Annotated in this window: 17 protein-coding genes; 15 read left to right on the top strand and 2 right to left on the bottom strand. The window is 37.3% G+C overall.

Going from position 1 to position 19,314, the window contains the following annotated elements; all coding sequences use genetic code 11:
- The 5 genes from B5X53_RS10605 to B5X53_RS10585 all read left to right on the top strand — a co-directional run bounded on the left by B5X53_RS10605 (nt 1) and on the right by B5X53_RS10585 (nt 6,581).
- Nucleotides 1–1,308 (top strand): mechanosensitive ion channel family protein, encoded by a 1,308-nt coding sequence (locus B5X53_RS10605; protein ID WP_079713203.1) that lies wholly within the window; start codon nt 1–3, stop codon nt 1,306–1,308.
- 118 nt (nt 1,309–1,426) lie between these two features.
- Nucleotides 1,427–2,512 (top strand): endonuclease/exonuclease/phosphatase family protein, encoded by a 1,086-nt coding sequence (locus tag B5X53_RS10600; protein WP_079713202.1) that lies wholly within the window; start codon nt 1,427–1,429, stop codon nt 2,510–2,512.
- A gap of 232 nt (nt 2,513–2,744) precedes the next feature.
- Nucleotides 2,745–4,589 carry a peptidase MATCAP family protein gene (locus tag B5X53_RS10595; protein ID WP_079713201.1) on the top strand — a complete coding sequence of 615 codons (1,845 nt, stop codon included), beginning with the start codon at nt 2,745–2,747 and terminating at the stop codon, nt 4,587–4,589.
- Entirely contained in the window at nt 4,589–5,638 is a 1,050-nt protein-coding gene (locus tag B5X53_RS10590; protein WP_079713200.1) for a glutathione synthetase, read from the top strand. Before B5X53_RS10595 ends, B5X53_RS10590 begins: the two co-directional genes overlap by 1 nt.
- Before the next feature lie 22 nt (nt 5,639–5,660).
- Entirely contained in the window at nt 5,661–6,581 is a 921-nt protein-coding gene (locus tag B5X53_RS10585) for a M14 family metallopeptidase (protein WP_079713199.1), read from the top strand.
- 115 nt (nt 6,582–6,696) lie between these two features.
- On the opposite strand, the gene B5X53_RS10580 is transcribed toward B5X53_RS10585, so the two are convergent.
- Together B5X53_RS10580 and corA are read right to left on the bottom strand one after the other, a co-directional pair.
- A complete protein-coding gene (locus tag B5X53_RS10580; protein WP_101023138.1) occupies nt 6,697–7,815 on the bottom strand; it encodes a lactonase family protein in 1,119 nt (372 codons plus the stop codon).
- Nucleotides 7,816–7,827: 12 nt separating this feature from the next.
- Entirely contained in the window at nt 7,828–8,904 is a 1,077-nt protein-coding gene (gene corA / locus B5X53_RS10575; protein WP_079713198.1) for a magnesium/cobalt transporter CorA, read from the bottom strand.
- A 271-nt stretch (nt 8,905–9,175) separates the two neighbouring features.
- Here corA and nhaA point away from each other — a divergent pair, with 271 nt between their 5' ends.
- The 10 genes from nhaA (at nt 9,176) to B5X53_RS19465 (ending at nt 19,308) form a co-directional block, all read left to right on the top strand.
- Nucleotides 9,176–10,498, top strand: coding sequence for a Na+/H+ antiporter NhaA (gene nhaA / locus B5X53_RS10570; protein ID WP_079713197.1), 1,323 nt, complete (start codon nt 9,176–9,178; stop codon nt 10,496–10,498).
- Nucleotides 10,499–10,575: 77 nt separating this feature from the next.
- Entirely contained in the window at nt 10,576–12,975 is a 2,400-nt protein-coding gene (locus B5X53_RS10565) for a heavy metal translocating P-type ATPase (protein WP_079713196.1), read from the top strand.
- 60 nt (nt 12,976–13,035) lie between these two features.
- The gene (gene ccoS, locus B5X53_RS10560; protein WP_075326798.1) at nt 13,036–13,230 is read left to right on the top strand and encodes a cbb3-type cytochrome oxidase assembly protein CcoS; all 195 of its coding nucleotides are present in this window, start codon (nt 13,036–13,038) and stop codon (nt 13,228–13,230) included.
- Between the two features lie 2 nt (nt 13,231–13,232).
- On the top strand, nt 13,233–15,434 hold the full coding sequence (ccoN, locus tag B5X53_RS10555) for a cytochrome-c oxidase, cbb3-type subunit I (protein WP_079713195.1): 2,202 nt from the start codon (nt 13,233–13,235) through the stop codon (nt 15,432–15,434).
- Between the two features lie 2 nt (nt 15,435–15,436).
- Entirely contained in the window at nt 15,437–15,625 is a 189-nt protein-coding gene (locus B5X53_RS10550) for a cytochrome C oxidase subunit IV (RefSeq protein WP_079713194.1), read from the top strand.
- Nucleotides 15,622–16,503: a cbb3-type cytochrome c oxidase N-terminal domain-containing protein gene (locus B5X53_RS10545; protein WP_079713193.1), complete on the top strand. Its 882-nt coding sequence runs from the start codon at nt 15,622–15,624 to the stop codon at nt 16,501–16,503. Before B5X53_RS10550 ends, B5X53_RS10545 begins: the two co-directional genes overlap by 4 nt.
- Nucleotides 16,504–16,527: 24 nt before the next feature.
- On the top strand, nt 16,528–17,943 hold the full coding sequence (gene ccoG, locus B5X53_RS10540) for a cytochrome c oxidase accessory protein CcoG (protein WP_079713192.1): 1,416 nt from the start codon (nt 16,528–16,530) through the stop codon (nt 17,941–17,943).
- Nucleotides 17,944–18,009: 66 nt separating this feature from the next.
- Complete coding sequence (locus tag B5X53_RS10535) at nt 18,010–18,456, top strand: FixH family protein (RefSeq protein WP_079713191.1); 447 nt, start codon at nt 18,010–18,012, stop codon at nt 18,454–18,456.
- On the top strand, nt 18,457–19,158 hold the full coding sequence (locus tag B5X53_RS10530) for a sulfite exporter TauE/SafE family protein (protein WP_079713190.1): 702 nt from the start codon (nt 18,457–18,459) through the stop codon (nt 19,156–19,158). It begins immediately after the preceding gene.
- A 15-nt stretch (nt 19,159–19,173) separates the two neighbouring features.
- Nucleotides 19,174–19,308: a hypothetical protein gene (locus B5X53_RS19465; protein WP_262507281.1), complete on the top strand. Its 135-nt coding sequence runs from the start codon at nt 19,174–19,176 to the stop codon at nt 19,306–19,308.
- The last annotated feature ends 6 nt before the right edge of the window (nt 19,309–19,314 follow it).

The following is a 19,314-nucleotide window of genomic DNA, read 5'->3' as shown; positions in this document are numbered from 1 at the left end:
ATGAATATAGAGGAAGGATTTAAAAATCTCATTTGTCTTTTTGAAACTTTTCTAATAGACCAGGGTGTAAACCCCACACTCGCACTGTATCTTAATTTACTGCTGAATATCCTGGTACTAATCATGATAATTATAGGAGTAAATTACCTGATTAAAACTTTTGTGATTGAAGCTTTTAAAAGTTTCAGTAATAAGACAAAAACCACTTTTGACGATTTTTTAATCCAAACCAATTTCCCAAAATATATTGGGCAAATTCTTCCTCTGGTTATAATTTATTTTACGGTTCCTTATATCCTGGTCGATTTTCCGCTGGCTATCAAAGCTTTTTATTTTCTAATTGATATTTATATCATATTCCTTATTGTATGGTTAATTAGAAGCTTCCTACGCACCACCAAGAGCTACCTTAGAACTTTGGAGTCCTTTAAGGATAAACCGGTAGAAAGTTACATTCAGGTAGTAATGATTATCGTGTGGTTGTTCGCCTTTATCTTTATTATCGCAGAAATTACCGGGAAAGATGTACTTAATTTTATTATTTCCCTAGGTGCTGCATCGGCAATTTTACTATTAATTTTTAAAGATACCATCTTAGGTTTTGTCGCTTCCATACAGGTTAGCGTGAACGATATTGTAAGAATTGGCGACTGGATTACTTTTAGCAAATACGGCGCAGATGGTACCGTGACCGAAATTACCCTGGCCACCGTTAGGGTACAGAATTTCGATAATACCTTTACTTCTATTCCCACCTATAGTTTAATTTCTGAATCTTTTCAGAATTGGCGCGGAATGCAGGAATCTCCCGGGAGAAGGATTAAGCGTTCGGTTTTTATAAAACAGAATTCGGTTAAATTTATTACTCCTGAAGATTTTGAAAAGTATAAAAACATACAACTTATTTCTTCTTACCTCGATGACCGGCAGAATGAGATTAACGCTTATAACACCACTAACGAAATTGATAAAAACCTTCCGTTAAACGGAAGAAACCAAACCAACCTGGGTATTTTCAGAAAATATATAGATACCTATTTAAACACCCACTCGGCCGTACATAAAGAAATGTACATTATAGTAAGACATTTACAACCCACCGAGCACGGGATTCCATTAGAAATTCTTTGTTTCAGCCGTGATAAACGTTGGGAGAATTTTGAATATATCACCGCGGATATTTTTGACCACATTATCGCTGCGGTTTCATATTTTGATCTTCAATTATTTGAAGCCCCATCGGGGGATGATATACGGGATTATTTCTCTAAGATGAATCCAGAAAGTCCTAAAAAGGAAGATGAATAGGTTTTCCACGCTAAAGAATACGTTTAAAAATTATGTAACTCTATTAATATTTAAACTCAATTCCGGGGAAGATTAAATAAACGATTATCTTTCAGCCGCCTAACCAATCAAAATAACTATGACTTTAAAAGGGTTTCTTCAGGTCTTTGGGATTATCGCCATAGTAATGACATTAGTTCCCTTAGTCGCTGCAGATTTTTGGTGGATTCGTATTTTTGATTATTTGCACATCCAGTTAAGCCTCCTCACCCTAACAGCAATTTCGGCATATTTTATAAGATTTGATATTAAACGAGCCGAAGATTATATTTTTATGGTGGCTTTAGTGGCTTGTTTTACTTTCCAGGTCATTAAGATTTATCCCTATTTTCCGCATAAGAATTATGAAGTTGGCCAGGTTACTGAGGAAAATTTCAGCAATAAATTTAGCCTTTACGCTGCCAATGTTCTTCAGAAAAATGAAAATCCAAAGCTGGTTTTAGCTGATATTAAAAAGCAAAATCCCGATATTTTACTTTTTACAGAAACCAATACCCGCTGGAAAGACGATCTTTCTCCCATAACCGATACTTATCCTTATAAAGTTGAAATTCCTTTAGACAACACTTACGGGATGTTATTCTATTCGCGATTAGAGCTTAAAAATCCTGAAATTAAATATTTGGTAGACGATAGCATACCCTCGGTTCACAGCATTTTAAAATTACGCTCTGGTGAAGAAGTGATGTTTCACGCTATACACCCAACGCCACCAATGCCGCAGCACAATCCATCATCTTCAGATAGAGATGCCGAAATGATGAAAATTGCATTTATGGCCAAAGATTCTGAGTTGCCGGTGATAGTGGCCGGAGATTTTAATGATGTGGCCTGGTCTTCTACCACGGCACTTTTTCAGAATGTAGGTGGTTTACTAAATACCAGGATTGGCCGTGGTTTTTATAATACTTTTGATGCCACCAGTTCTATTATGCGCTGGTCTTTAGATCACGTATTTGTAACCGAAGAATTCAGGGTTGCCGATTTTAAACTGGGGAGTTCTATAGATTCAGATCACTATCCACTTTATATTGAGCTTAACCTTGAACCTGAAAAAGCCGAAGAACAAAAACCCGAGCCGGCTACTGAAGAAGAAATTAAAACCGCCCGGGAACAAATTGAAGCCCAGGAAGAAGAATCTAAAGAAGACGCTCAGAATAACTAAATGCTTTCTGGTTTTCGTTATTATTTTCAATTTCCATCGAATATTTCCTTTACTTTAAGTAATTCTTTACCTAAATTCTTAAATAAAACCCAAAGTAAGTTTAAGGGTTAGTTTTCCTTAGTTTTCTTTCTAAATTTAATTATTGTTTAGCCACGTTTAAGCCACTTATCTAACTAAGAAACAGTGGTTTTAATTTAATAATATTCAATAAAAAACTTTAGAAGAACTTAGAATGCTGAATATATCTGAATTATCGGAAAAATCAATTAAACAAATTTTAACAATCCTTGAAGAAGATGGCAAAATAAGTGCTTCGCTTCCAGGAGCTGGTTTAATTCATATAGAAGATAATTTACCCTACCTGGTTGTTTACAGAAAACGAGAAGATGATCCCGGTACCGAAAGAATAGTTATTAGCGAAGCATCTTATCTTTTAATAGGTAATAAATTTTTTGAAGCTTACCAAAGATTAATTTACGCCCTCGCGGATAAGCTTTCTTCAGATTTTAAATCTTATATGATTTTTGAAATCTATACGGGGGATCCTAATAATTGCTTTACCATTAAAGCTCCGGCTCAAAAATTACCAAGTTCAGTAAAAGTTTTAGAAAAAGAACTTAACAACATAAACGATACATTTTCGGGACTGTATTTAAAAGCCGAAATAAAAGATACTCCCCATCGTCAAAAAGAAGGAGATGAGGATATTTTAAGTATAGATGAAGCAAAAAAATCCGGTGCAGTAATCGTAGGACTTGAAATTCCCCCGGTTTTTCGTAACGAAAACAATGAAGTTTATCCCGTTTTTTTAAGGCAATTTAAAGATTACCTTATTACCTCTATTCACAAAGCATTGTTTGATTATGTGAGAGTGCAAACTACCAGTGGTGTGGGCAGTTACCTTGCCCTTGGCAGAAAACATTTAAAAGAAAAAGTCTTTGAAATTGATAAAGCCCTGGCCAAAATAGAGCGCTCGTACCAGTTTTTATGGCTGGTTTCTCCCGCCAATATTCAGGATATAAAACAAAACTTTTTTGAAAGTAATTATGAAAAGGTTTTAGATTATCACTATAGATTACTTCCTATAGACCCCGATCTTTTAAAACGGGAACTTTATAACCTTAAAGTTGAAGAAATAGACGATCCCGCGATGTCTCATATTTTTAGGGAAAAACGTGAAGAACTGGATCAACAAATCACGATGCTAAGTGAACGCGGTACCCCTAATTTCTTTTATAACAGTATTAGATTATATAAAGGTTTAGACTCCAACTTAAGTCAGGAAGCAGGGCAGATTCTTAGGGAAGTAGACGAAGTTGCCGAAGAAGATAATGCCGAGTTTATTGATGCTAAAGGTTTTAGTAGCCTGGCCCGCCGTGAGTTTGATTATTTTGCTGAGCAAGACGAAAATTTTAAAAGTAAGGTTCACATTCGTAAAGATGTGAATATTATGATGGTGAATAAAGGTGAACTTTATATCCCCGCCGATTATAGAATGAATAAAACCGAAGCTACGGCGCTAATTCAACACGAGGTCGGCACGCACGTGCTAACTTATTACAATGGTACTCGCCAGCCTTTAGAACTATTAAGCAGTGGCCTGGCAGATTACGATCCACTTCAGGAGGGACTGGCAGTTATGTCTGAATTTTTAGTAGACGGGCTTACAGGTAATAGATTAAGAACTTTAGCCGGAAGGGTAATTGCCGGTTCGGCATTGATGGAGGGCGCTGAGTTTCCGCAGTTATTCCGGTTGTTGAAAATGGATTATGGTTTTACAGCCGAAAGAGCTTTTAATATTACTTCCCGCATTATGCAGGGCGGTGGATTCTTAAAAGATATAATCTATTTAAAAGGTCTGGTGCAACTTCGTGATCACCTACAAAACGGAGGGGATTACGAACCTTTACTGGCTGGCAAATTTGGCCTAAAACATACCAAAATAATCGAAGAATTAACCGAAAGAAAAGTATTAAAAACGAGCGCACTGCGTCCGAGTTATTTATTAACCGAAAATGTTACTAATAAATTAAACCTAATCAGAGAGGGGCTTCCCCTTTCACAAATGATAACCTAATGAAAATTTGCTTTGTATTAAACGATATTAAAAACGAAAAATGTGGAACCTCGGTATTATTAATGAATACCGCTCACGCTCGTGGACATGAGGTTTACGCTATGGGAGTTGGAGATTTTAATTTTCATCACGATGCACCTATTAGTATAAATAGTGTACAGGTACCTAAAAACACTAAAACAAAATCACCGGCTAAATTTCTGGAAGCTTTACAGAGTTCAAAAGCGCGTAAAAAGACAATTGCAGCCAATAAACTGGATGTACTTTTTATAAGAAATAATCCCACCGAAGAAGAATCGGGGCGGGAATGGGCAGAACACGCGGGGGTTGCCTTTGGTAGAATGATTCAACAAGAAGGCGTTTTGGTTTTAAATGATGCTAATGCCCTATCTAATGCATTTATTGATAAACTCTATTTTGAAGAACTTCCGCAGGAAATAAAACCCGATTCTTTAATTACCAGGAATAAAGAAGATATTCTAAAATTCTGGGAAAAGAATAATAAGAAAATTGTTCTAAAACCCCTGGAAGGTTCCGGCGGCCAAAATGTTTTTCTAATAGATGAGAATGAGAAGAATATCAATCAAATTATTGAAACCATTAGTCAGCATGGCTATGTAATTGCGCAGGAGTACTTACCGGCAGTTAAGGACGGTGATGTTCGAATTTTGCTTATGAATGGCCGTGTAATGGTAAAAGATGGAAAACAGGCTATCATTAGGCGCGTTAGTGGTGAAGGAGAATTCCGTAGTAATTTCGCCCTTGGTGCTACTGCAGATAGCAGTGACCTTACTCCAGAAATGCAGCGCATTGTAGATCTAACCGCTCCAAAACTTATTCGCGACGGACTCTTCTTTGTTGGGCTTGATGTGGTGAAAGATAAATTAATTGAAATAAATGTTTTAAGCCCGGGTGGAATGGAGCGTTTTAAAGATATAGGCTTACCAGATTTCACCCCTATGGTTATTGAAGCCATTGAGCGTAAAGTTGAATACAAAGAGTTATACGGTCATCAATTTGATAACAGGGAGATTGCCTGTATGGAATAATTAAAAGCTAAAGAATTTTATTATGAGTAATAAACCAGAAAAACATATTCCCAGGATAATTGGAAAGTATACCAGCAATAATAAAGGACCTTTGCTTTTTGTCACTGCGGGCATTCACGGCAACGAACCGAGTGGTGTAAAGGCATTGGAAGAAGTTTTTAAACAACTTGAAAAATCTAAACCCGAAATTAATGGAACTTTGGTTGGAGTCTCCGGAAATCACAAAGCGCTTAATCAAAATAAGCGTTATATAGATGAAGACCTCAACCGGGTTTGGACCGAAGAGAATATAGAGCAAAAAAAATCCGAAACCCACGAGCAAAAAGAAATGTGGGAAATTATAGATATTTTAAAGCAATTTCCGGAAGAAGATTATACCAAGCGTTATTTCCTGGATTGTCACACCACCTCATCAGCGAGTTTACCTTATGTCTCGGTACAGGAAGTGAATGATAATGATGAATGGGCGCATAATTTTCCCACCTTTATCGTACGTGGATTTAGCGATATAATTACCGGTGATATAGATCATTATTTAAGCAGAACTGGGATGACAGGCTTTGTTTTTGAAGCCGGGCAGCACGAAGATAAAACTTCAGTTGAAAATCACGAAGGTGTTATTTGGCTGGCTTTAAAAGAAGCCTGCAAATTGGATCTTTCAAAAATCGAAACTTACCCTGAATGTGTAAATCGTTTTGCTGAAAAAAATGCTCCTGATCAAAAAACATTTGAATTAATTCATCGTCACGGATTGGAAGATTCTGATGAATTTGAAATGGAACAGGGTTATGGGAATTTTCAGAAAATTAAAAAAGGAGAACTTCTCGCGAAACAAAATGGTAAAGAAGTAAAAAGCGAATGGGATGCCCGCATTTTTATGCCGCTATACCAATCTCAGGGAAATGATGGTTTTTTTGTGATTGAAGAGGTTGAAGGGAAATAATTGAAAACATAAAATAAATATTAACATCTTAGATCCTGAAATAAATTCAGGATGACGTATAACCTTATATATGTCCTCACAGGTTTTTAAAACCAGTGAGGACTTTTTTATAATTTTAATTTTCAGCAAATTCCACGCATACCGGAGACATCACCTCAACGGGAAGTAAATGTTCTCCTAATTCCCCGGTTTCCAGGTTGACTTTAAAACTGCTAATGGTAGAAGTATCCTGGTTCGCTGCATAAAGGAATTTTCCCTCAGGTGAAATCGCAAAATTTCGTGGAGTTTCGCCTTTGGTTGGATAATGACCAATCACATTTAATTTCCCTGTATTTTCATCAACTTTAAAAGCTGCAATACTGTTGTGGCCACGGTTTGAGGAGTAAACAAACTGCCCGGAAGGATGGAGATGAATATCGGCTCCCGAATTTTCTCCTTTAAAATCTTCAGGAAGCGTTGAAATATTCTGAATAATTTCCATTCCGTCCTCTTCTATTTTGAGCACACTCAGCGTTGAATTCAATTCATTCATTGAAAATGCAAATTTTTCATCTTTAGAAAAACTGAAATGTCGCGGACCTGAACCTTTTTCTAACTCTAAAAAAGGTTTTTCTTTCGGATTTAGTTTTCCGGTTTTCGCATCAAAATTAAAAATCCAGATTTTATCATTTCCAAGATCAGAGATATAAGCGCTTTTATTATCTGAGGTAATTGAAACCGAATGCGCGTGCGATGCTTCAGGATTTTCTAATTGAATTTTTTGCTGCTTTTCGAGGGTACCATCTCCTCCCCTTTTATAAACCAGGACCACACCTCCCATATAATTCGAGACAAAAACAAATTTTTCGGTTTGATCTAATTCAATATGGCAGGGGGCAAAACTTTCGGTTGAAATTCTTCCTAATTCCTCTAAACTATTATCCTTATTTCTTTTAAAAGAGTAAATAAATCCGGATTCGGCATCACCACCACCTAATTCGCTCACCGCATAAAGATTTTTTCCATCTCTCGAGGCTTTTACAAAACTGGGATTGGTGATTTTAGCTACGGTTTTTTCAGGATGCAAACTTCCATTTTCAGAATCCTGCATGGCTAAAAATATTCCTTTTGCTTTGCCATCTACGTGGCCTTCTTTTTTGGTGTAAGTGCCTATGTAAACAGGTGTTTCCGCGTGTTGAGCGGCACAAGTTGTGGTTAGTATCACAGCCAGGCTAATTAGCGTAATTTTTATCATATTTCAAATTGGTTAAAGCCATTTTTTTCGTTTAAAATAGTAGATCATAAGTAGAAAAATAACAATCATTACTCCCCATAATACAAAGTAACTGTATTCCCACTGCAGCTCGGGGATATATTCAAAATTCATTCCGTAAATTCCTGCAATAAAGGTTAGCGGAATAAAAATAGAGGCCATAATAGTTAAAACCTTCATCACCTCGTTCATTTTGTTACTAATGGTGGTCATGTACATATCCATAAGTCCCCAAGCCATCTCGCGGTATAAGTCTATATTTTCTGAAACCTGGAGAATGTGATCGTGAAGGTCGTTTATGTAATTTTTAGTTCGGTCTTTAATGAGATCATTCTCCAAATTTTGAAATCTGGAAATTACTTCTTTAAGCGGAAAAACCGCCCGGCGAACCCTTAAAATAGCTCTTTTTAAATCCTGAATTTCATAAGTTATATCGTCACTTGGCTGACTTTCAAAAAGTTGTTCTTCCAGCTTTTCTACTTTTTCGCTCAACTCATCTACCACCAGGAAATAATGGTCTACAATTGCATCTAAAAGTGCAAAAACCAGGTAATCTGATCCATTGGTACGAATGCGCCCGTAAGCTTTTTCAAGTCTACCTCGAACTCCATCAAAAACATCGCCACCTGCTTCCTGAAAGGTAAGTACATAATCTTTCCCCAAAACAAAACTGATATGTTCATTTACCAGCTTACCATCCTGATGATAAAGCATTTTAGCGACGATAAATAAATAATCTTCGTATTCATCTATTTTAGGACGCTGTGTTGTATTTACAATATCTTCAATAATTAAGGGGTGGAGATCATAATATTTACCCAGTTTCTCTATCTCTGCCGTATTGCTTAAGCCGTCAATATTAAACCAGGTAATTCGGTCTTCAGCTTCAAATTTAAAAGCATCTTCGGTAGAAGAAGAAATATGCTTTTCATAATTATCTTTATTATAATCTATAACTTCAAGCCTGGTTCCGCCAGATTCTTTTCTACCAACATAGGTTACCGTTCCCGGCGGTTGATTCACCGATTTCATCTTTGGCCGGCGTAAGCTTTGCGTAATCTTTTTTACCATAATCGTACTTTGTAGGCTAAAGGTAGCAAAGTTTTGTTTTTGGATGTATTAAAAGCCGCGCTAAAACTATTCCGCTGAATTAAAAAATACCAACAAGCCTACCTCTGCCTATTAGATATTTTTGGAAAATATATCTTGATTTCGAGGTCAGCCATTGAGAATTAAATTTCGATTATTGAATAAAACTGAGTTTAATCATATTTATATGAAGAAAACGATAATAAATTTACCTAATTCTATTAATTGAATATCTCGCTACAAACAGGTTATTATGAAAAAATCGCCCCTTGATCTCTACCTGCTGTTACCGATTAAAAATTTTATCGAGAAAAAAACTTCAGTTGGATTACTTCTTATTTTCTCTGCAATTCTCGCAATGATTGTGGCAAATTCACCGCTTGCCGATGCCTACCACAATCTCTGGAAACAATACATCCACCTGGGAATTAACGATTTTGTAATTAGAAAAAACCTGCTGCACTGGATTAACGATGGCCTGATGTCTATTTTCTTTTTTATGATTGGGCTCGAACTAAAACGAGAAATACTACAGGGTGAACTTTCCAGTTTTAGAAAGTCTATACTTCCTATTGCAGCTGCTATTGGTGGGATGGTTTTTCCGGCTTTAATCTATTTTTATTTTAATACCGGTTTAGATTCTATTTCGGGATGGGGAATTCCTATGGCTACCGATATCGCTTTTGCCCTGGGTATTCTCTATCTCCTTGGAGATCGTGTTCCCCTTCCGTTAAAAGTGTTTCTAACTGCAATCGCAATTGTAGATGATCTTGGAGCGGTGCTGGTTATTGCCTTTTTCTATACTTCAGATATTTCTGTACAAAGTCTCGCCATTGCAGGAGTTTTTGTACTTATCCTTGCGGCTGCTAATTTAATTGGCATTAGAAACACCTTATTTTATGCAATTATGGGAATTGGAGGCTTATGGCTGGCTATTCTACTTTCGGGCGTTCATGCCACAATTGCGGCGGTTTTAGCGGCCTTTGCCATACCTAATACCAAACGGATCAATACCCCGTTATTTCTTCGGAAAACAAAACTTTTAGCCTACGAAATTAAAGAGGAATTTAGAAACCGAAATAAAACTCCAAAGGAAGCTGATGACCATATTTCGCATACCATTCAGAAATTCACTTCGCTAACCGAAGATGCTACTCCACCCCTACAACGTTTAGAACATGCACTTTACCCCTTTGTGAGTTTCGTGGTGCTTCCAATTTTTGCATTTGCCAATGCAGGTGTAAGTCTGGGTGATGTTTCTTTTAAGACACTTGTAAGTCCGGTGACGATTGGTGTTATGTTCGGACTAATTTTTGGAAAATTTATTGGTATCGTAGTTTTCTCCAGGATAATGGTTTGGACTAAAATAGCCAGTTTACCGAATAAAGTAAAATGGAAACACGTCTACGGAATTGGATTCCTCGCAGCCATAGGCTTCACTATGTCCCTATTTATTACCGAACTCGCTTTTAAAAATGAAAATTACCTGGCCCAGGCAAAAATAGGAATACTCTCGGCCTCTTTAATTGCCGGACTCATTGGATATTTCTACTTGCGAAAAACCGGAAATGAATAATAATTAATCCTAAAGCTGATTTCCATCATATTACCTGAGTCAAATTTTCTAAAAATTTGCGGTTAAATTACTTAAGAATGAACAGCTGTTTTCACTGCGGGGAAGAATGTAAGGAAGATCACATAGTTTTTCAGGAAAAGGATTTCTGTTGCACAGGTTGCAAAACAGTTTTTGAAATTCTGAATGAAAGTGACCTTACCTTTTATTATGATATTCAGGAAAAACCGGGAATTTCTCCCGGTGCTTCAGAAGGAAAGTTCGATTTTCTTGATAACGAGGAAATAACTGAAAAACTGCTGGAGTTCAATGAAAACAATAACCAAATAGTTAATTTTCTTATTCCCTCTATGCATTGCAGCTCTTGTATTTGGGTGCTGGAGAATCTTGGAAAATTGAACACGGGAGTAAAATCGGCCCAGGTAGATTTTCCTAAGAAAACCGTTCGTATTAGTTTTTCTTCGGAAAAAATAAGTTTAAAAGAGCTTGTGTATCTTCTTAGCAGAATTGGTTACGAACCCTATATTTCCCTGAAAGATTACGATGAAAAGGACCACAGTGTAAACCGAAGCTTAATTTATAAATTAGGCGTTGCCGGTTTTGCATTTGGTAATGTAATGTTTCTCTCTTTCCCTGAATATTTTGAAGTAAAAGAGTTCTGGCTGGAGCAATTCAAACATTTATTCAGGTGGTTGATGTTTGCTTTTTCTCTTCCAGTAGTTTTCTATTCAGGCTCCGGTTATTTTGTTTCAGCTTACAAAGGTTTACGAGCAAAAATTTTGAATATTGATGTTCCTATAGCACTGGGAATTGCAGTACTTTTTATTAGAAGTACTACCGAAATTCTCCTTGATCTCGGCACCGGCTTTTTTGATAGCCTTACGGGCCTTATTTTCTTTTTATTACTTGGGAAATTCTTTCAGCAAAAAACCTATTCCTATTTATCGTTTGAGCGGGATTACAAATCTTATTTCCCAATGGCGGTAACGAGATTAAAAATTAATACTTCAAAAGAAGTTATAGAAGAACAGGTTCAGGTTTACCACATACAACCCGGTGACCGAATTTTGATAAGAAACGGGGAGTTAATTCCTATAGATTCGGTCTTAATGAAAGGCAAGGCTAATATCGATTACAGTTTTGTAACCGGGGAGGCAGAAGCGGTTAAAAAAGAATCTGGTGAAACGCTTTACGCAGGTGGCCGCCAACAAGGCGGAATCCTGGAAATTGAAGCTATAAAAGCCATAGACCAGAGTTATTTAACCAAACTTTGGAGCAATGAAGTCTTCAAAAAAGACAGGAAAGGACAATTCCAAAGTTTAATCAATCAAATAAGCAAACGCTTTACCGCCGGGGTTTTGAGTATTGCATTTTTATCAACGCTTTTCTGGTTGATTTACGATCCTTCTATAGCGCTAAATGTATTTACAGCAGTTCTAATCATCGCCTGTCCCTGTGCTATTGCATTAGCTACACCGTTTACACTTGGCAATTTGCTGCGCATCTACGGAAGAAATAAATTCTACTTAAAAGACGCCGTGGTGATAGAACAAATCGCGAAAATAGATTGTCTTGTTTTTGATAAAACCGGCACTATAACTTCCAATAAAACAACCGAAGTTTTCTACGAAGGTTTAAAACTTAATGCAGAAGAAGAACAATTGCTTAGTAGCAGTTTAAGAGCATCAGGACATCCACTTAGCCGGCAACTCTACCAGATACTGGATAAGAATAATATTCTGAGTTTAGATGAATTTAATGAACATACCGGAAAAGGAATCAGCTCCGGCAGTAATGGTAGTAAAATGAAAATTGGTTCCTCTTCTTTTGTTAGGGAAACTGAAACCAAAGAACTCAACAAAACAGCGGTTCATATTAGTAGTAATGAAGAATATAAAGGTTGCTACGTTTTTAAGAATTCCTACCGTGAAGGTCTTGCGGATTTGTTCAAAGAATTAGGAGAAAACAAGAAGCTCTTTATCCTTTCTGGAGATAATGATGGTGAAAAGGAGAGGCTGGAAAATATGCTGCCCTTGAATACTAAGTTTTACTTCAATCAAAAACCTGATGATAAGCTCAATTTCATAAAAAAGCTCCAGGAAGAAGGGAAATCGGTGATGATGATTGGCGACGGACTTAATGATGCGGGCGCACTTGCACAAAGTGATGTAGGGATCGCAGTTTCCGAAAATATAAATGTGTTCTCACCGGCCTGCGATGGAATCCTGGAAGCTTCAAATCTCAACAGGTTGAGTGAATATTTTAATCTTTCAGAAAAAGGGATGAAAATCATTAAGTGGAGTTTCGCGCTAAGTCTTTGTTATAATTTAGTAGGTCTTGCATTTGCCGTAACCGGAAATTTAATGCCGGTAATCGCAGCTATTTTAATGCCACTAAGTTCTATTAGTATCGTGGCCTTTACAACCCTTGCAACAAACCTGGCAGGGAAAAAATTAAAACCTGTATTGACCAAAACCTGATTTCGATCATATTTTAAATTTTAACACCGCTTTAAGTTTGTTGAAAATAATTCATTCTAGATGAACATCATTTACCTCTTACTTGCCTTAAGTGTTTTAGTAGCCCTCATTTTCTTTGTCGCCTTCATCTTTTCAGTAAAAAAGGGACAGTATGACGATGTCTATACACCATCGGTAAGGATGCTTTTTGATGATGAACTAGTTAAAGAAAAATCAGATAAATCCAATTCCACCAAAAACAAGAAATCTAATTAACTATGGAAGTAGAACAGTTTCATTACGATAATAAAATCGTAAAAAAGTTTACTATGGCTACCCTGTTCTGGGGTATAGTGGGTATGAGTGTTGGGCTACTGCTGGCCTTTATGTTTATATTTCCCGATATAACCGACGGAATTCCGTGGTTAAGTTTTGGCCGTTTAAGACCATTACATACTAACGCGGTGATTTTCGCTTTTGTTGGGAACGCCATTTTTGCAGGGGTTTACTACTCTACCCAGCGCCTACTCAAGGCCCGAATGTGGAGTGATTTCTTGAGTAATTTCAACTTTTGGGGTTGGCAGGCAATTATTGTAGCAGCCGCTATTACCCTTCCAATGGGTTTTACCAGTTCTAAAGAATATGCGGAACTAGAATGGCCTATAGATATTGCCATTACTTTAGTTTGGGTTGCTTTTGGTGCCAACCTTATTGGTACCATGATAAAGAGAAGGCAGCGTCACTTATATGTTGCGATTTGGTTCTACCTCGCCACTTTTGTAACTGTTGCCGTGCTTCATATTGTAAATAATATTGAAATTCCCGTTTCAGCATTTAAAAGTTACTCGATTTATTCCGGAGTTCAGGATGCCTTGGTACAGTGGTGGTACGGGCATAATGCGGTAGCATTCTTCCTAACTACACCTTTCTTAGGTTTGATGTATTATTTTGTTCCGAAGGCGGCAAACAGGCCGGTTTATTCTTATAGACTTTCTATTATTCACTTTTGGTCCTTGATCTTTATTTACATCTGGGCGGGACCACACCACTTATTATATTCAACTTTACCCGATTGGGCGCAAAACCTAGGAGTTGCATTTTCTGTTATGTTATTGTTCCCATCCTGGGGAGGAATGATCAACGGACTCTTAACCCTGCGTGGTGCCTGGGATAAAGTACGTACAGATCCTGTTCTTAAATTTTTTGTCGTAGCTATCACCGGTTACGGGATGGCAACTTTTGAAGGACCAATGCTATCGCTTAAAAATGTAAATGCTATTGCGCATTTTAGCGACTGGATTATTGCACACGTGCACGTTGGGGCTCTAGCCTGGAACGGTTTCTTAACTTTTGGTATGGTTTACTGGCTAGTGCCAAGGTTATTTAAAACAAAACTGTACTCTATAAAATTAGCCAATGCCCACTTCTGGATTGGTACATTAGGAATTATTATTTACACCTTACCAATGTACGTTGCCGGATTTGTACAGGCTTCTATGTGGAAACAATTTAATCCAGACGGAACCCTTACCTACGGAAATTTCCTGGAAACGGTTACTTCTATTATGCCAATGTACTGGATGCGTGCTATTGGTGGTAGTTTATACATAGTTGGTGCATTCATTTTACTTTATAATATTATACAAACTGTTAGACAGGGAAGCGCAGTTGAAGATGAGTTAGCTGAAGCCGCTCCTTTACAAAAAGTAACAAGGAAAAGAACCAAAGGCGAAGCTTATCACTCTTGGTTAGAAAGAAGACCGGTAAAACTTACCATTTTCGCTACCATCGCCATTTTAATTGGTGGGGTGGTACAAATTGTTCCTTCGTTGATGGTAGATGAATATGTACCGGTAATTTCCAGTGTAAAACCATACACTCCGTTAGAACTTGAAGGTCGGGATATTTATATCCGGGAAGGTTGTGTGGGTTGTCACTCACAAATGATCAGGCCTTTTAGAAGTGAAGTAGAACGTTATGGGGAATACTCTAAAGCGGGGGAATATGCATACGATTATCCTTTCCTATGGGGAAGTAAGCGTACCGGCCCCGACCTTATGCGGGTAGGCGGTAAATATTCCGATAACTGGCACCTTAACCATATGTACGATCCGCAGAGCACTTCTTCAGGTTCTATTATGCCATCTTACAAATGGATAATTACAGACGAGCTGGATAAAAGTGATACCGAAGCTAAATTGAGAGCTCTTAGTAAACTTGGCGTACCCTACACTTTAGAGGAAATAGAAAACGCCCAGCAATGGATGGCAGAACAGGGAACTCAAATTGAGAAAAACCTCTATGCAGATCCAGATTTTGTGAAAACTTATGAAGCTGAGAAAGAATTTGCAGAACAAAACGGTACCGAATTCGTAGAAATGCGAAACCGCGAAATTGTAGCGCTAATTGCTTATTTACAGCGCCTGGGAACCGACATTAATGCGAAAGATTCAGAAGTATCAACCACTAAAACCAACTAAGCATGTTTAAATTCGTAAAAGGCCACATGGAAAGTATAGACGGGGTAATGATCTACCCGTTAATTTCCCTGCTCATTTTCTTCATCTTTTTTGTAGTGCTTTTCCTGTGGGTAATTACCGCAAAAAAGAAAGATATAGAAGAGGTAAGCAAATTACCCTTGGATATTAACCCCGAAACCGAAGAATTATGAAAACAGTAGGATATTTAAGAATTCTTGGGTTTTTGATTCTTGCCCTGGTTTTAATAGAATTAACCATAGAAACCGAAAGCGGGTGGGCAATTGAAGAATACCCGGTTATTTGGTGGGTTTTAGGTGTAGTTCTCGTGATTGCTGTAGCCATAGAAATTTCTATAGCAGCTTTAGAAAATATGGTTTTTAAAAGCATGAATTCTGAAGCCCAGCAACATTACACCAAGTTGAAAATTGAGAAATCTGATAAGCAATTTATAGGCTTAAAGAAGTTCTATAAGAAAATGCTAAATCAACAGCCTGTAGAGAAAGAAGAAGAAATTCTTTTAGATCACAATTACGATGGTATAAAAGAACTGGACAACGATCTTCCCGCCTGGTGGCTTTATGGGTTTTACGTGAGTATTGTATTTGCTTTTGTGTATATGGCTTACTACCACATTTTTGATGGGGAAAACCAAACAGAAGAATACCTGGCCTCTGTTGCCGTAGCCGAAGAAGAAATTGAAGCCTACAAAGCTGCAAATCCAGATCTCATTGACGCCTCTTCTGTAGAGTTGTTAACTGATGCTGCCGATTTAGAAGCGGGGGAATCCATTTATATGGCAAGCTGTATGGCCTGTCATCGTGCCGATGGTGGTGGTGCTATTGGTCCTAACCTTACCGATGATCATTGGATTCTTGGAGGTGGAATTAGCAATGTTTTTCAAACAGTTTCTGAAGGAGGCCGTGACGGAAAAGGAATGGTGGCCTGGAAATCTGAATTAAATGCTCAGGAAATTGCCCAGGTATCCAGCTATGTATTAAGCCTGCAGGGTACCAATCCGCCAGATGCAAAAGCACCTGAAGGAGAAGTTTGGGAAGGAGAAACCGAATAAATTAAATCTTAAGAAGGAAAAGTTTTGGAAAATAAGGAAGAATTCAGGGATAGTATTGCCACTGCAGACGACAGGGGTAAAAGACTGTGGGTTTTTCCGAAGAAACCTTCAGGAAGATTTTATGAGTATAGAAAATATGTAAGCTATGTATTGCTCATTTTACTTTTTGCCGCTCCGTTTGTAAAAATAAACGGCAATCAATTTATGATGTTCAATATCCTGGAAAGGCGTTTCAATATTTTCGGGTTTCCTTTCTGGCCACAGGATTTTCACATTTTTGTAATTATGATGGTAATTGGGGTGGTCTTTATCATCCTCTTTACCGTAGCATTTGGTAGGATTTTTTGTGGTTGGTTTTGCCCCCAGACCATTTTTATGGAAATGGTTTTCCGCAGAATTGAATACTGGATTGAAGGCGATCGCGGAAAACAAATGCGCCTGGAAAAACAAAAATGGGATGCAGAAAAAATTAGAAAACGTTCTTTAAAATGGTTTTTGTTCTTTGTAATCTCTTTTCTAATTGCCAATGTTTTCCTTGCTTATTTAATTGGAAGTGACCGTTTAATACAATACGTAACCGATGGCCCACTTAATCATTTAAGCACTTTTATTTCCTTATTGATTTTCACTGCGGTATTCTATTTTGTTTTTGCCTGGTTTAGAGAACAGGTTTGTGTAATAGCCTGCCCTTACGGTAGACTTCAGGGCGTACTTCTGGATAATAAATCCATAGTAGTAGCCTACGATCACAAACGCGGTGAAAAAGAAAAAGGAAGGGCGAAATTCAAGAAAAATGAAAGCCGTGTAGAAACTGGAAAAGGTGATTGTATAGATTGTTTCCAATGCGTGCAGGTTTGTCCTACGGGAATAGATATTAGGAACGGAACGCAGTTGGAATGTATAAACTGTACGGCTTGTATAGATGCCTGCGATAGTATGATGGAAGCCGTAGATCTTCCAAAAGGCTTAATCAGGTATGCCAGCGAAGAAAATATTGAAAAGAAAGCAAAATTCAAGTTCACGCCCCGGTTAAAAGGCTACAGTATTGTTTTAGGAATTTTAACCGCAGTTTTGGTTGGGATGTTATTTATAAGGAGTGAAGTGGAAGCGAGAATTTTAAGATTGCCCGGCCAGTTATACGAACGAAAAGCCGATAACATAGTGAGCAATGTTTTTACCTATAAACTGGTAAATAAAACTACAGCCGATTTTGAAGATATTGAATTTAGATTATTGTCTCATAAAGGAGAAATAAAACCTGTAAAGACTTCAAATATTACCGTGCCGGGACAGGAATTAACTGAAGGAACCCTCTTTATTGAAATTCATACAGCAGTATTGGAAGACGAAAAGGAAAAACTAAAAATTGGGGTTTACAGCGGTGGCAGGTTAATAGAAACAACCAGTACGATGTTTATGGGGCCACGTAGTTTTAATTAAAAATAATCAATATCGAGCTAAGCCTCGAAATATTAAATCTCGAATATCAAGTAAATACAGAAAAAGATGAAAATAAACTGGGGAACAGGAATTGTGATTGGAATGGCACTTTTTATCACTTTCATAATGTATTTAGTGATTAATATGCTCACTGATACCAAGTTTGACCACGATTTGGTAACTGAAGAATACTACCAAAAGGAATTGCATTACCAGGAGGAAATTGATGCAGAAAATAATGCATTTTCCCTGGAAGAAAATATTAGTGATCGCCGAGTAAAAGATGGGTGGATCGTAGAATTTCCTAAAAACCTGGAACTTTCTAAAATTTCAGGAAATTTAAATTTTTATCGCCCTTCTGATGCTGAACTTGATTTTAATATCCCGCTTGAATTAACCTCACATCAAATTTTTATTTCTGATAAAAACCTGGTTAATGGGCGTTGGAATATCAATATTCACTGGGAATATGAAGAAACTCCCTATTTATATAAAAATGAAATAGTTTACTAAATGTGGATTTCGGCATTAATATTCGGACTTTTAGGAAGTTTTCATTGCGTGGGAATGTGCGGTCCTATTGCCTTTTTATTGCCGGTAGATCATAAAAATAGCTTTAAAAAATTAGGCCAGATTTCTCTTTATCATTTTGGACGAATAAGTTCTTATGCCCTCATTGGAATTTTATTTGGCCTACTTGGCAAAAGTTTCAGACTATTTGGGCTTCAGCAGCAACTTTCAATTTTAGTGGGAGTTTTAATGATTGTAGTGATCCTTATTCCGTATAAAAAATTCAGTGACTACAACGGTTCAAAATTAATTTTCAAAATTGTTTCAAAAGTAAAAAGTAACCTGGGTAAACAGCTAAAACAAAAATCACCCGATACTTTTTATACCATTGGATTTTTAAATGGATTTCTTCCCTGCGGACTCGTTTATATGGCAGTTTTTGGAGCTATAGCTTCGGGAACAGCTTTAGAAGGCAGTTTGTATATGGCACTTTTTGGCCTGGGAACGGTGCCTTTAATGACTGCCGCAATTTACTTGGGGAATTTTATTAACCTTAATCTTAGATCAAAAATTAGAAAAGCGGTTCCTGTGTTTGTGGTAATAATGGGATTGCTGTTTATACTTAGAGGAATGGGACTCGGAATTCCATACCTCTCCCCTATGGAAATAACTCCGGAAATTACAGCAGCGCAAAGCTGCCATTAACCTAAAACACTTGTTATGAACTTATTTGAAACTCTTGCGTTGGTAAATTGGGAACTGGGAACATTCCTAATCGCTATGTTTGTTGTTGTTTGTGCCGGTTTGGTGCTTATTGTTTTAAATATGATAGGCAGCGGAAATGACAAAGAATAAAAACTG

The organism is Salegentibacter salinarum, from assembly GCF_900168115.1.
In the GTDB taxonomy this organism is placed as follows: domain Bacteria; phylum Bacteroidota; class Bacteroidia; order Flavobacteriales; family Flavobacteriaceae; genus Salegentibacter; species Salegentibacter salinarum.
This window is presented reverse-complemented; position numbering and strand designations above follow the sequence as displayed.

Excerpts from the sequence above, each read along its gene's own strand:
- B5X53_RS10605 (WP_079713203.1), top strand. The coding sequence starts at position 1 with ATGAATATAGAGGAAGGATTTAAAAATCTCATTTGTCTTTTTGAAACT.
- B5X53_RS10600 (WP_079713202.1), top strand. The coding sequence starts at position 1,427 with ATGACTTTAAAAGGGTTTCTTCAGGTCTTTGGGATTATCGCCATAGTA.
- B5X53_RS10595 (WP_079713201.1), top strand. The coding sequence starts at position 2,745 with ATGCTGAATATATCTGAATTATCGGAAAAATCAATTAAACAAATTTTA.
- B5X53_RS10590 (WP_079713200.1), top strand. The coding sequence starts at position 4,589 with ATGAAAATTTGCTTTGTATTAAACGATATTAAAAACGAAAAATGTGGA.
- B5X53_RS10585 (WP_079713199.1), top strand. The coding sequence starts at position 5,661 with ATGAGTAATAAACCAGAAAAACATATTCCCAGGATAATTGGAAAGTAT.
- B5X53_RS10580 (WP_101023138.1), bottom strand. The coding sequence starts at position 7,815 with ATGATAAAAATTACGCTAATTAGCCTGGCTGTGATACTAACCACAACT.
- corA (WP_079713198.1), bottom strand. The coding sequence starts at position 8,904 with ATGGTAAAAAAGATTACGCAAAGCTTACGCCGGCCAAAGATGAAATCG.
- nhaA (WP_079713197.1), top strand. The coding sequence starts at position 9,176 with ATGAAAAAATCGCCCCTTGATCTCTACCTGCTGTTACCGATTAAAAAT.
- B5X53_RS10565 (WP_079713196.1), top strand. The coding sequence starts at position 10,576 with ATGAACAGCTGTTTTCACTGCGGGGAAGAATGTAAGGAAGATCACATA.
- ccoS (WP_075326798.1), top strand. The coding sequence starts at position 13,036 with ATGAACATCATTTACCTCTTACTTGCCTTAAGTGTTTTAGTAGCCCTC.
- ccoN (WP_079713195.1), top strand. The coding sequence starts at position 13,233 with ATGGAAGTAGAACAGTTTCATTACGATAATAAAATCGTAAAAAAGTTT.
- B5X53_RS10550 (WP_079713194.1), top strand. The coding sequence starts at position 15,437 with ATGTTTAAATTCGTAAAAGGCCACATGGAAAGTATAGACGGGGTAATG.
- B5X53_RS10545 (WP_079713193.1), top strand. The coding sequence starts at position 15,622 with ATGAAAACAGTAGGATATTTAAGAATTCTTGGGTTTTTGATTCTTGCC.
- B5X53_RS10535 (WP_079713191.1), top strand. The coding sequence starts at position 18,010 with ATGAAAATAAACTGGGGAACAGGAATTGTGATTGGAATGGCACTTTTT.
- B5X53_RS10530 (WP_079713190.1), top strand. The coding sequence starts at position 18,457 with ATGTGGATTTCGGCATTAATATTCGGACTTTTAGGAAGTTTTCATTGC.
- B5X53_RS19465 (WP_262507281.1), top strand. The coding sequence starts at position 19,174 with ATGAACTTATTTGAAACTCTTGCGTTGGTAAATTGGGAACTGGGAACA.